At 36.0% G+C, this 13740-nt stretch carries 13 protein-coding genes; all 13 read left to right on the forward strand.

What is annotated here, in order from left to right; genetic code table 11:
- Positions 1–30: 30 nt before the first annotated feature.
- The 13 genes from AC1RFD_RS00600 (at position 31) to AC1RFD_RS00660 (ending at position 13740) form a co-directional block, all read left to right on the forward strand.
- Entirely contained in the window at positions 31–288 is a 258-nt protein-coding gene (locus tag AC1RFD_RS00600) for a DUF3243 domain-containing protein (RefSeq protein WP_004224939.1), read from the forward strand.
- Positions 289–504: 216 nt separating this feature from the next.
- Positions 505–1290 carry a DUF3388 domain-containing protein gene (locus AC1RFD_RS00605; RefSeq protein ID WP_026023397.1) on the forward strand — a complete coding sequence of 262 codons (786 nt, stop codon included), beginning with the start codon at positions 505–507 and terminating at the stop codon, positions 1288–1290.
- Between the two features lie 16 nt (positions 1291–1306).
- A complete protein-coding gene (locus tag AC1RFD_RS00610; protein ID WP_175400707.1) occupies positions 1307–2236 on the forward strand; it encodes a helix-turn-helix domain-containing protein in 930 nt (309 codons plus the stop codon).
- A gap of 47 nt (positions 2237–2283) precedes the next feature.
- The gene (pgsA, locus tag AC1RFD_RS00615; protein ID WP_004224936.1) at positions 2284–2862 is read left to right on the forward strand and encodes a CDP-diacylglycerol--glycerol-3-phosphate 3-phosphatidyltransferase; all 579 of its coding nucleotides are present in this window, start codon (positions 2284–2286) and stop codon (positions 2860–2862) included.
- Between the two features lie 16 nt (positions 2863–2878).
- Positions 2879–4138 carry a competence/damage-inducible protein A gene (locus tag AC1RFD_RS00620; protein WP_054550950.1) on the forward strand — a complete coding sequence of 420 codons (1260 nt, stop codon included), beginning with the start codon at positions 2879–2881 and terminating at the stop codon, positions 4136–4138.
- A 161-nt stretch (positions 4139–4299) separates the two neighbouring features.
- The gene (gene recA, locus AC1RFD_RS00625; protein WP_016992835.1) at positions 4300–5364 is read left to right on the forward strand and encodes a recombinase RecA; all 1065 of its coding nucleotides are present in this window, start codon (positions 4300–4302) and stop codon (positions 5362–5364) included.
- Between the two features lie 515 nt (positions 5365–5879).
- Positions 5880–7439 (forward strand): ribonuclease Y, encoded by a 1560-nt coding sequence (gene rny / locus AC1RFD_RS00630; protein WP_004224930.1) that lies wholly within the window; start codon positions 5880–5882, stop codon positions 7437–7439.
- A gap of 226 nt (positions 7440–7665) precedes the next feature.
- Complete coding sequence (locus AC1RFD_RS00635) at positions 7666–8394, forward strand: YveK family protein (protein WP_115673176.1); 729 nt, start codon at positions 7666–7668, stop codon at positions 8392–8394.
- Positions 8394–9095: a CpsD/CapB family tyrosine-protein kinase gene (locus AC1RFD_RS00640; protein WP_115673175.1), complete on the forward strand. Its 702-nt coding sequence runs from the start codon at positions 8394–8396 to the stop codon at positions 9093–9095. The genes AC1RFD_RS00635 and AC1RFD_RS00640 overlap by 1 nt, the downstream gene beginning before the upstream one ends.
- Positions 9096–9135: 40 nt before the next feature.
- The gene (locus AC1RFD_RS00645) at positions 9136–9891 is read left to right on the forward strand and encodes a tyrosine-protein phosphatase (RefSeq protein WP_341865298.1); all 756 of its coding nucleotides are present in this window, start codon (positions 9136–9138) and stop codon (positions 9889–9891) included.
- Positions 9892–9986: 95 nt separating this feature from the next.
- Positions 9987–11105 carry a glycosyltransferase family 4 protein gene (locus tag AC1RFD_RS00650; protein ID WP_115673174.1) on the forward strand — a complete coding sequence of 373 codons (1119 nt, stop codon included), beginning with the start codon at positions 9987–9989 and terminating at the stop codon, positions 11103–11105.
- A 114-nt stretch (positions 11106–11219) separates the two neighbouring features.
- Positions 11220–12410, forward strand: coding sequence for a glycosyltransferase (locus AC1RFD_RS00655; protein WP_485598429.1), 1191 nt, complete (start codon positions 11220–11222; stop codon positions 12408–12410).
- Positions 12397–13740: a hypothetical protein gene (locus tag AC1RFD_RS00660; RefSeq protein ID WP_305193140.1), complete on the forward strand. Its 1344-nt coding sequence runs from the start codon at positions 12397–12399 to the stop codon at positions 13738–13740. The genes AC1RFD_RS00655 and AC1RFD_RS00660 overlap by 14 nt, the downstream gene beginning before the upstream one ends.

The raw sequence follows: 13740 nt of genomic DNA on the forward strand, positions 1-13740 counted from the left end.
ATACTACTTGTGTAAAGGAGGAGGAAGAATATGACCATTTTAGAAAACTGGCAAAAATGGACATCGTTTTTAGGACAAAACGTTATGCAAGCTGAATCAAGCGGTATGCCGAAGAAAATGATTCAAACGGCTGCTGTCCAAATTGGGGAATATTTGGCGACTAATGTCGATCCTAAAAACGAACAAGAGCGAGTGCTGTCGGATTTATGGGGCGTTGCCTCTGAAGATGAAAAACATGCATTAGCGAATTGTGTCATTAAGCTTGTACAAAATAAGCATGTGCAGTAAATAAAAGAGGAGAGCCAATCTCCTCTTTTTGCTATACAATAAACTTTTTATCTGTGAAAACGGGAACGTATGTAAGCCTATTTAACAGTCTTCAAAAAAAATTAGTAAATAACGCTGTAATTCCATGTATTCTAACTTTCCATTACATAAAAAATCAGCTATGATGGAACTTATAAAGGATTTTTTACGTTAACTAATAGGAAGGGAACGAGTGTGTTGAGCGATTGGTACTTTGAATATGAAATTCAGGTGAATCGCCCTGGATTATTAGGAGATATTGCTTCACTTTTAGGGATGCTTCGTGTCAATATTATATCAATAAATGGTGTAGATGAGGATCGACGTGGTATGTTAGTGCATACAGACAATGATGAGGCAATTGAGCGTTTTCGTACAATTGTTTCGACAATGGAACATATTAACGTAACCAAATTTCGACAACCAAAACTTCGTGACCGTTTAGCCATTAGGCATGGTCGTTATATTCCTCGAGATGCAGATGAAAAAAACACATTCCATTTCGTAAGAGATGAATTAGGTATTTTAGTCGACTTTATGGCAGAACTCTTTAAAAAAGAGGGACATAAGCTGATTGGTATTCGTGGCATGCCACGTGTTGGAAAAACTGAATCCATAGTAGCCGCCAGTGTCTGTGCCAATAAAAAATGGATCTTTTTATCATCTACAATGATTAAGCAAACAGTTCGTAATAAGCTTGTGGGAGATGAATTTAGTCGTAACAATATTTTTATTTTAGATGGTATTGTGACTCGACGTTCATCTGATGAGAAACATTTGCAATTAGTGCGTGAAATGATGAATATGCCTTGTATCAAAGTTGTAGAGCATCCAGATATGTTTGTTCAGCATTCTGAATATAAAATAGAGGATTTTGATTATATTATTGAACTACGTCATCACACTGATGAAGAAATTACTTATGAAATAATGGAAAAAAATCATATGTCCGAATCCGATTCTTTTGGAGGATTTAATTTTTAATTTGATGTTAAAGTAGGTGTTATTAGTGGCAGAATTAGGGACTCGACTGAAAGAGGCGAGACTGTCTAAAGGCTACAGCTTAGACGATTTACAAGAAATAACGAAAATCCAAAAACGTTATTTAGTAGGAATTGAAGAGGGCAATTATTCCATTATGCCTGGTTCGTTTTATGTACGAGCTTTTATCAAACAATATGCAGAAGCTGTTGGGTTGGATGCGGAAGAAATCTTAGAGACATATAAAAATGAACTACCGAGCACTCCAAACGATCAAGTAAGTCAATCGATGACGAATAGCCCCAGCAGAAGAAAAGTAACGAAAGGCCCTTCGAATAAAATGATGGAGGCTATGCCAAAAATCATTGTTGCTTTATTTATTGTAGTCATTATTGTGGCTATATGGGTGCTATGGCAATCAAAAAACAGTCCAGGGACAAGCGAAGAAGTAAATCCAACTCCTGAAATTGAATATGACACAAATGTCAAGCCAATTGATAGTGAGAAGGATAAAAAAGAACAAGAAAATAAAGATGCACAGAAAAATGATAAAGAAGATACAAAAGCTACAGAAGAAACACCAACTGATGAAGATGACACTGATCAAACTGAAGAGATGAAGCAAACAATTTCCGCGGGTACTGTTGAAGCAGATGGAGCGACAACTTCTTATACGTTAACAGGGACAGATACAATGAAACTGAAAATTGAAATATCAGGCCCTACATTTGTTGGTATTCGCAATCAACAGCAACAAGAAATCTTAACAGATACGCGTGTCTATAATGCCGGGGAAGTAGTTGAATTTGACGCCTCAACACAAAACTATGTTCGTATTCGTCTCGGTAATTCAACGCAAGCTAAAATCTATATTAATGACGAACTTCTAACGTATGCACAACAAATTGTAACGCAAAATATCGTCATCAATTTCAATAAAGAACAGTAGTCATCACATGATGACTACTTTCTTTCATCATGAAAGGTGTTAGAAAAATGAACATTCCAAATAAAATTACCATCTCTCGAATCTTACTTATTCCATTCTTTGTCATTGTTATGATGTTTGATTTTGGCTGGGGAACATTATCACTTTTTGGTGCAGAGATGCCAATTCATCATTTTATAGGCGCACTTATTTTTATCTTTGCTTCAACAACCGATTGGGTGGATGGTTATTACGCACGTAAGTATAATCTTGTAACGACATTTGGGAAATTTTTAGATCCCTTAGCTGACAAGTTACTTGTCTCAGCAGCCTTTATTTTAATGGTCGAGCTTAAGATGGCACCTGCTTGGGTAATTATCATTATTATTAGTCGTGAATTTGCTGTAACGGGTTTACGTTTGATTTTGGCAGGTGGAGGAGAAGTCGTAGCTGCCAATCAGCTTGGTAAAATTAAAACTTGGGCACAAATTGTAGCGATTGCTGCTGCTCTTTTACACAATACAATCTTTACATTGGTTGGTATTCCATTTGATACAATCATGCTCTATGTTGCATTGTTCTTTACACTTTGGTCAGGATGGGATTATTTCTATCTAAATCGACGTGTATTACTTGAGTCTAAATAAGAAAGGTCTTGGGATCATGAATGCTGAAATTCTTGCGGTTGGCTCAGAACTATTATTAGGTCAAATTACGAATACAAATGCGAGATTTATCTCAAGCCAGCTATCCGAGCTTGGCATCAACGTTTTTTATCATACCGTAGTAGGCGATAATGCAAAGCGTTTAGAACAAGCTATCGAAGTGGCAGAGTCTCGTGCAGATCTCATTATTTTTTCGGGAGGACTTGGTCCAACAAAAGATGATTTAACGAAGGAAACGATTGCACGTCATCTTGGTGTTTCTCTTGAGTTTGATGAAGTAGCATTGACGTATATTGAGCAATTTTTTGCTAAACGAGGACGTCCAATGACGGAAAATAATCGTAAACAGGCATTAATTTTAGCTGGGAGTGAAGTATTAGCTAATCACCATGGAATGGCTCCAGGTATGATCTTCACAAAAAATGATCGCACTTATATTTTATTACCAGGACCTCCAAAAGAGTTAGAACCAATGTTTCAATTTGAGGCTAAACCTAAACTTGCTGCGATGCTTAATGATGGAGGGATCATTGCATCACATGTTATGCGATTTTATGGAATTGGTGAGGCCGAGCTTGAAGTACAAGTTCAAAATATTTTAGATGCACAAACCAATCCAACAGTTGCTCCACTTGCTTCTGATGGTGAGGTAACGTTACGCGTAACAGCTAAAGCCGCAACAGAGCAACAAGCTGGCCAACTTATTAAGGCAAAGGTTGCAGAAATACAAGCACTTGTTGGTGATTATCAATATGGTGTAGATGATGATTCCCTTGCCTCAAAAACGGTAGAAATGCTACTGGATAATGAGCTAACAATTGCGGCTGCAGAAAGTTTAACTGCTGGTTTATTTCAATCTGAACTTGCGGAAATTCCAGGGGTAGGCAATGCACTTATAGGAGGCGTTGTTACCTATGCAGCAGATGCGAAAGTAAAACAGCTAGGCATTTCACAAGAATTAATTGATACACATGGTGTTGTGAGTGCTGAGTGTGCAGCGGCAATGGCAAGTGCTGTTCGTGAGAAATTTGCTACAAATATTGGGATTGGTCTTACAGGAGAAGCAGGTCCCACTGCACATGATCATCAGCCAGTAGGTACGGTTTGGATTGGTATTGCCATAAATGACGAGGAGCCGCTTACATATTTACTTCATTTATCAGGCATGCGGAATACGAATCGACTCCGTGCGGTGAAATTTACATGCCATTATTTAATGCAGCTTTTAGAAGAACGTGGCTACACAAAACGTTATTAAAATAGAGTAAAACATAGGAATTTGGGTAGAGGAAAACTATCCAAATTTTTATTTTGAAGAAAAATCGAATAAATGTTCGCTTTTTTCTTGCGTGTTTTCTCAAAAACAAGTATAGTAGAGATAGATAAAAACAGTGAACAGTTTTCGAAGGAGGAAAATGAATGAGTGATCGTAAAGCAGCCTTAGAACAGGCTCTAAAACAAATTGAAAAGAATTTTGGTAAAGGTTCCATCATGAAACTCGGTGAAAAAACCGATTTAGAAATTGCGACATCTTCAAGTGGGTCACTTGCACTTGATGCTGCATTAGGAGTGGGTGGATATCCACGTGGACGTATTATTGAAGTATACGGTCCAGAATCATCGGGTAAAACAACTGTTGCTCTACATGCCATTGCTGAAGTACAAGCAACAGGTGGACAAGCAGCATTTATCGACGCTGAGCATGCATTAGACCCAATCTATGCACAAAAATTAGGTGTTAATATTGATGAGCTATTATTATCACAGCCCGACACAGGTGAACAAGCACTTGAAATCGCAGAAGCATTAGTGCGTAGTGGGGCTATTGATATTATCGTTATTGACTCAGTTGCTGCCTTAGTGCCAAAAGCTGAAATTGAAGGGGACATGGGTGACTCTCATGTCGGCTTACAAGCCCGTTTAATGTCTCAAGCTTTACGTAAACTATCAGGTGCGATTAATAAATCAAAAACGATTGCTATATTCATTAACCAAGTTCGTGAAAAAATTGGTGTTATGTTCGGTAATCCAGAAACAACACCAGGTGGACGTGCACTTAAATTCTACAGCTCTGTCCGTTTAGAAGTGCGACGTGCAGAAGCTATTAAGCAAGGTAATGATATTGTTGGTAACCGTACTAAAATTAAAATTGTAAAAAATAAAGTAGCACCACCTTTCCGTACAGCTGAAGTAGATATTATGTATGGAGAAGGAATTTCTAAAGAAGGCGAAACAGTCGATTTAGGCGTAGAATTAGACATTGTACAAAAAAGTGGTTCTTGGTATGCATATGGCGATGAGCGCTTAGGTCAAGGACGAGAAAATGCTAAACAGTATTTAAAAGAAAATACTGCTGTCCTAGAAGACATAGCAAATAAAATCCGAGCTTCTTATGGTATTGCAGCTTCTTCTTATACAATTGCTGCCCATGATGATGAAGAAGAGATGGATGAAGAATTAATGTTACTTCTGGAAGAAGAATAATTAATGATTGCATTGTTCCTACTTTATTGAGGGGGCAATGCATTTTTTTGTCTATATTCTTAAATTTTTACACATAATAAGAGAGAGGCTATGTGTTTATTTCTTATGTACTGTTTTTTTATTAATTGTATTTAACATGAAAAATTTTCTAGTGAAATAGTAATAGGGAAAAAATTCACTGAATGGATAGGACTTACTTTTTTTGGCTAAGGTGGCGAACATACGCCTGACTATCCTTGACAGAGCATGAGGCTAGCTATACAATTAAATATGTATAATTTCTGAATTATGACTTTAAATAGGCAGTACATTTTATCCTCATTTAGCAAATGTTTTATAGTGAAATATCCTTTAAAATGGATGTCTAAACGCCTACTGGATGAAGATAATGCCTTTGGCCAATGAAACGGGTTTTGCATAAATTTTAACAAAATCTGGTGCATTTTAGCTAAGGCGACATAGATGTATGCGCCGACTGAAACTGTAATACCCAAATAGCAAGAGGAGGTGTTCATATGGATGGAATTACTATCATCTCCGCTTTGCTTGGACTCATCGTTGGTGCCGCTGTTAGCTATATCTACATGAAAAAAGTGAATGACTCAAAAATCACTGGTGCTAAACATGTCGCTGAAACAATCGTTGAAGAAGGAAAACGAGAAGCGGAGGCAATGAAGAAAGAAGCACTACTTGAAGCCAAAGATGAAACTCACAAATTTCGTACTGAAGCTGAAAATGACATTCGTGAACGTCGTTTAGAACTTCAAAAACAAGAGAACCGTTTATTGCAAAGAGAAGAGAATCTTGATCGCAAAGATGATGCTCTAAATAAGAGAGAAGCTGGCTTAGAGCGCAAAGAACAAGCTCTAGCTGAAAGACAACAGCATATTGAACAGATGGAGAGCAAAGTGGACGAGCTCATGGCATCACAAAAAACAGAGTTAGAACGTATTTCTGCTTTAACTAGGGATGAAGCTAAATCAATTATCCTCAATGAAGTAGAAAAAGAGTTATCAACTGATATTGCTGTGATGACAAAAGAAGCTGAAACACGTGCGAAAGAAGACTCAGATAAAAAAGCACGTGAAATTTTATCATTAGCACTACAACGCTTTGCTGCAGATCACGTAGCAGAAACAACTGTATCTGTTGTGAACTTGCCAAATGATGAAATGAAGGGACGTATTATTGGTCGCGAAGGCCGTAATATCCGTACATTGGAAACGTTAACAGGAATTGATTTAATTATTGATGATACGCCAGAAGCGGTTATATTATCAGGCTTTGATCCAATTCGCCGTGAAACAGCTCGACTTGCACTTGAAAAACTTGTACAGGATGGTCGTATTCACCCAGCTCGTATTGAGGAAATGGTGGAAAAAGCTCGACGTGAAGTGGATGAACAAATCCGCGAAACAGGTGAGCAAACTACATTTGAAATTGGTATTCATAACTTACATCCAGATTTAATGAAAATTTTAGGCCGCATGAAATATCGTACAAGCTATGGACAAAATGTTCTAAAACATTCAATTGAAGTCGCACATTTAGCAGGATTACTTGCTGCTGAACTTGGTGAAGATGTAGCATTGGCTCGTCGTGCAGGCTTATTACATGATATTGGAAAAGCAATTGATCATGAAGTTGAAGGAAGCCACGTCGAAATCGGTGTGGAATTAGCAACAAAGTATAAGGAACACCCAGTTGTCATTAATAGTATTGCTTCGCATCATGGTGATACTGAAGCAACATCTGTTATTGCGGTATTAGTCGCTGCAGCTGATGCATTATCAGCAGCTCGTCCAGGTGCACGTAGTGAAACACTTGAAAACTATATCCGCAGACTTGAAAAGTTAGAGGAAATTTCAGAAAGCTATGATGGCGTAGAAAAATCTTATGCGATTCAAGCTGGACGTGAAATTCGTATTATTGTACAACCTGAAAAAATTGATGATTTAGCGTCTCATCGTCTTGCGCGTGATATTCGCAAACGTATTGAGGAAGAACTCGATTATCCAGGTCATATTAAAGTAACAGTTATTCGCGAAACACGTGCTGTGGAATACGCGAAATAAATATTAAAATAATAGGCATCCCTTGACCAAGGTCAGGGGGTGCCTTTTTGTATGTGAATAAATTCGATGTGATCTACCCAGTAAGAATAAATGGATGATTCCAACAATATAGTATGGAATAAAGCATAGTGAACTAGCCTCAACATGAATACCTTTTAAAAATTAACCAGCCTAGTTATACTCCATTTTTACAACTGGTTTATGTTTTGACAAGGAGTGAAGAGCATTGAAAGAAACAATCACATTACAAGATATATTGAAAATAGTCCGAGAAAACTTTCTTTTTATCATAAGTTTTACACTTTTTGCAGCGTTGGTTACAGCCTTTATTAGCATCTTTGTGTTAAAACCTACCTATGAGGCAGAAACGCAAATTTTAGTTAATCAAAAAAATATAGAGCAACCACATTTAGGTGTACAACAGGTTGAAACAGATCTCCGACTTATTAATACGTATAACATTATCATAACAAGTTCTGCTATTTTATCTAAAGTTATAAATAAGCTAGATTTGGATGTCACACCTGAAGTTTTAATGGATCAAATTACTGTATCTAGTGCCAATAACTCACAAGTTGTCAATATTAATGTTGTAGACAAGCAAGCAGGGTTGGCTGTCGAAATTGCCAATACAATAGCAGATGTGTTTCAAGAGGAGATCCAAGTTTTAATGACGGTTGATAATGTTAATATTTTGTCAGTTGCACAATTAGATAAGGAACCTGTACCGATTGCGCCAAATAAAACCCTTTATATAGTAGCAGCCTCGTTTATTGGTTTTGTTTTAAGTGCTGCTCTCATAATCATAATAGAGAGCTTAGATACTACAATCAAGACGGAGCAAGATATTGAAGAGCTAATAGGACTACCGATTATTGGCTTGATTAGTCAAATTAGTGATGCTCACAATAAAAGCACTAGGATAAAATCTCGTAAAACGAGGAGAGGATCATAATGTTTTGGAAAAAAAAGAAAAAGAAGAAGTTAGTGAAAATGGGACGAAAACTTGTGACGATTGCAAATGACCATTCTTTTATTTCTGAACAATTTCGAACAATCCGAACAAATATTACTTTTTCAATGCCAGATAGAGAGATTAAAACAATATTAGTGACATCTGCAACACCAGGTGAAGGAAAGTCAACCAATGCAGCCAATATAGGTGTTGTTTTCGCACAAGAAGGAAAACGGGTCGTCATCGTAGATGCAGATTTACGAAAACCAACAATGCATTATACGTTTCTATTGCAAAATGCTAGAGGACTATCAAATTTACTAACAAGACATTTTACAATTTCGGAAGTCGTCAATAATACAGATATTGCTAATCTATATGTCTTGACAAGTGGGCCTATTCCCCCCAATCCAGCAGAGTTACTAGCTTCTACCTTAATGGGGAGTGTAATTGAGGAACTAAAGAAAGAGTTTGACATCATTATTTTTGATGCGCCACCCCTATTATCTGTAACAGATGCTCAAATTTTGTCCAATAAATGTGATGGTACATTATTAATTGTGAACAGTGGAGTTGCAGAAAATGAAAGTGTGTTAAAAGCAAAGTCAAGCCTTGAAGCCTCAAAAGCAAATATTTTAGGCATAGTATTAAATAACTATAAAATGCCACTCCATCAATATTATGAGCAATATTATCGTTAATTCAAGTATCTAGACAGGGAAGTGAAGTACAGTGATTGATATGCACAGTCATATATTATTTGATGTCGATGATGGTCCGAAAACGATTGAAGAGACACTTTGTTTATTTGAGCAGGCAGTTTTGGAGGGCATTTCAACGATTGTTTCCACTTCGCATGCTTTACATCCATTGTATAATGTCCCCTTTGATGTCGTGAATGAGCAAATTGTACAGTTACAAATGGCAATTGACCAACGTAATATGCCTTTAAAACTTTACACGGGACAAGAGGTACGCTTGGCAGGTAACATTCTAGAATTGTATGAAAAAAAACAATTACATACATTAGCAAATTCCAATTATTTGCTGTTGGAACTTCCCTCTAATCATATTCCCAAATATACAAAGGATATCATTTACTCGTTATTAACAGCAGGCATAACACCAATTATTGCACACCCAGAGCGAAATAGAGTCATTTCAGAAAATCCAAGTCATTTGGAACAAATTATACGCGAGGGAGCACTTGCACAAATTACATCAGGGAGTTTAGCAGGATTGTTCGGAAAAACCGTCCAAAAACTTTCGCTAAATTTAGTGCGCTCGAATCTTGTCCATACATACGGTTCAGATGTGCATAACTTAAATACACGTCCTTTCTTATTTGAAAAGGGACTTAGATTTTTAGAAAAACAAAAAGATTTGGATATGGTAGAATTTTTGCTTGAAAATAACGAACGAATCATTAATAATCTTCCATTAATTGTATATGAACCAGATGATACTTTCACAAAAAAATGGTGGAAGTTTTTTTAAAATGGGAAAGCACCTTTAAGTTGTAAGGACATAAAAGGAAGCGAAAAGTAGCTGAAGCACTAGAGACATTCAGTGTTTAAGGGGGGGCATATGAGATGCGAGTTGTTTTTATGAGGAGTAACCCTGTTTCTCCAGATCCAAGGGTTGAAAAGGAAGCACATTGCCTTGCGAAAAATAATTGGAAGGTTCACATTTTAGCTTGGGATAGAGATAAAAAATATAAAATAAAGAACCAGCTGTTAGAAGGTGAACAGGCAATTCGTATTACAAGGTTTGGTATTCCGGCAACATTTGGAGGAGGTTTGAAAAAGAACTTAGTCCCATTTATAAATTTTCAACTTAAACTTTTTCAATGGTTACTTCGCCATAAAAATACGTATGATATGATTCACGCTTGTGATTTTGATACAGCGTTAATAGGTACAATATGTGGGAAATTACTTCGTAAAAAAGTAATCTACGACGTATTTGATTCGTATACTTCACCATTTTATGGACCGGAGATTATTGGAAAGGTCATTGCTAGTCTAGATATACGCCTTATGAATAGTGTGGATGCAGTCATTATATGTACAGAAAAGCGCAAAGAACAGATTGCTAAAGCTTCACCTAAAAAAATAGAGGTCATATATAATACTCCACGTTATATAGATTCCAATGATTGCTTAGATTTGAATCCGAAAAAAGTAAAAATAGTCTATGTAGGTATACTTACTGAAAATCGATTGATTAGTGAACTGGTTGAAGTAGTAAAGAATACGCCAAGTTATGAGCTGCATATTGGTGGATTTGGTAAGTTAGCTGATACATTGCTGCAAGCTTCGAAAATGCATGACAATATAAACTTTTATGGTAAGTTACCCTATGAAAAAACAATAGAGTTAGAAAATAGTTGTGACATTATGACGGCTATTTATGATCCTACCATCTCTAACCATTATTATGCTGCACCTAATAAATTCTATGAAGCATTAATGCTTGGTAAGCCTTTGATTATGGTGAAAAATACGGGAATGTCAGAAGTAGTTGCAACAAATAATTTTGGAGAACTTATTGATTACAATAGAGAGAGTTTACAAAATGGAATTGAGAATTTGGTAAAGCGTAGAAAAGAATGGCCAGAAATTTCTCGTGAAATGAAGGCACTGTACGAAGAAGGTTACAGCTGGGCGAAAATGGAGAAACGGATAACAGATTTATACAGTAATTTATAAAAGCTATGCGGAGTGTGAGCAGCAAAGGAAGTGGCACGTAGCGGCTATCGATCCGTTTTTTATTTACGTAAGAGCAATATGAAAATTTACAGTAGTATTTTTAGGGGGGCTAATATGAAAATATTATTTGTTGCACAAAATTTTCAAATGGGTGGCATCCAAAAGGCGTTAATTAATATGCTAAAAGAAATCAGCCTCTACGAGAAATATGAGATAGATGTTTTCACATTTAGTGGAGGGGAATTAATGAACGATATTCCCTCCAATGTGAAGGTAACTACAGGGAACTTACTGTTACAACTAATTGCTACACCTTTTGCTGAAGTGAAAAAAAGAAATAACGTATGGCATATTATTTTACGCATTGTGTGTATGATAGTTGTTCGATTAATAGGTTCCCATAACTTCTATTCGATGCTTTTAAAAAAACATCGCAATAATTGTCATTATGATATCGCCATATCTTATTTTAATGATGTACCCAATCAATACTTCAATAAGGGGACCAATTTATTTGTAGATCAGTTTGTGATAGCAGATCGTAAGTTAGCATGGATTCATACAGATCCCATTAAAGCGAATTTTAATTATGAGGCTTGTGTCAAAACCTATAAAAATTTTGATCGATTGTTATGTGTTTCAGTAGCATGTAAGGAAAATTTAATAAATTTTCTTCCAGAATATCAACATAAAATTCAAGTGGTTTATAATTTTTTTCCAATCGAAGAGATTAAAGAACTGGCATGTCAATATACACCGTTTCATAAAAGCGAGTTGGATTTAATATCTGTCGGGCGAATTGAAAATAGTACAAAAAGGTTCGACCTTATTCCACATCTGTGTAAGTTGTTAAAGGAAGCTTCTATAAATAATTTTCGCTGGCGCATTTTAGGGGATGGACCAGACCTACTTTCAAATCAGCAATTAGCTTTGCAACTAGGTGTAGAGGATGTAGTTGAATTTGTAGGAGAAATGAAAAATCCGTATCCATTTATAAAATGTAGTGATGTATTCGTTTTAACATCTGCCTACGAAGGCTATCCAATGGTCATTGGGGAGGCATTAATTGTACAAACGCCTGTTATTACAACGGACTTTGCCGCAGCAGGTGAACAAATTTGTAATGGTCATAACGGATTGATAACAGGCTTTAACATTCAAGATATCTTTCAAGTCATTTCTAGTGTTATGAAAAATACAGAATTACTACACAATATGAAAAATTACATAGAGGAAAATCACTACACAAACAAAAAAGCTCAAGAGCAACTAGTATTGGAGTTTGATGTACATGATAGAATCTAAGAATTTTAGTGTGCTCATTTGTATAATTTCAAGTATCTTTGTCGTATTCAAAATATATACAGGTAGTAATCTATTTCTCTGGCTCTTCTTCCTTTTAACTAGTTTGGCGATGCTGCTAGATAAGCAGCAGCATCGAATTGACTATTTATTGTTTTTTATTTCGTGGGTGTATGTCATTAAATTCGATATATCAGGATATTCACTGCTTGTTGTACTTAGTTCTTTCTATATTTTGTTAAGTATTTTGACGCTCTTTTTACAAAAGCAAGGTATTTCAAAACGACTCCTATTAACCTATTTTTTATTTGCATTTTATACGGTGGCCGTAACGATAGTTAGTGGTGGTAATCTTATTGCAGTTTTAGGCTTTGTGTTGAATTATAGTGTGCTCTTTTGTGCAATATTGACCCTCGATGATAAGGCATATTTCAGAAGGTATACGTATATCTATGCATCGGGTTTACTAGCTGCTTCAATCGTTCGATTGATTAGTTATTCTATCCCAGAAATTGATCATTTCATAGAGTCAATGACCATTGTGAATACAGTGAAGACAATGAACTCGATTAGTACAAGATTTACGGGTTTAGATTTAGATCCAAATTACTTTAGTTTGCAAGTATTAATAGCTATGGCTTGTTTATTAGTGCTTTTTAATCTGGATGGAAAAAAGGAGAAAAAGTCAATTGTATTACTCGTGATATTAGCATTTTTTGGCATACTGACATATTCCAAAATGTTTATTATTACATTAATCGTTTTCATTATGATGACATTTGTTGTATTCATTAGAAATAATGTGAAGACTGCTATTAAATTTTCGTCTTTTATCGTGATTATTTGTGGGGGTGCCCTCTATTTTTTTTACGAGAAGTTATTCGAAATTTATTGGATTCGGTTTTTTGGGTCAGGCATATCGACAGATGCCATTACCACTGGTCGAGTGAGTAGTTGGAGCCTATTTGTAAATGAAATCCTTCAAAACACGAAAGTATTTGTTTTGGGTGCAGGCTTTGGCACAAGCTTTGCGAAGGTAAAGATGGCACATACAATGTACTTATCAACTCCCTATTATATAGGTTTAATCGGAATAGTCTTGTCAGTACTATACATTTCAAGCCTCTATAAAGTACTTAGAGAGAATGTCGGAATTATGAATAGACCAGGCTTTCAAATCCTTTCAATCAACGCTATTCCTCTCTATATCATGTTAATAGCGAATATAGGACTTGATTCATTTGTCATGGATTATTTTCCATATCATATTTTATTAATTATGTTTGCACTGACTATGAGTAAAAGTAAGGGAGCTATTATGAATGAGAGGTGA

This window comes from Lysinibacillus sp. GW823-FHT02G10 (assembly GCF_058797135.1).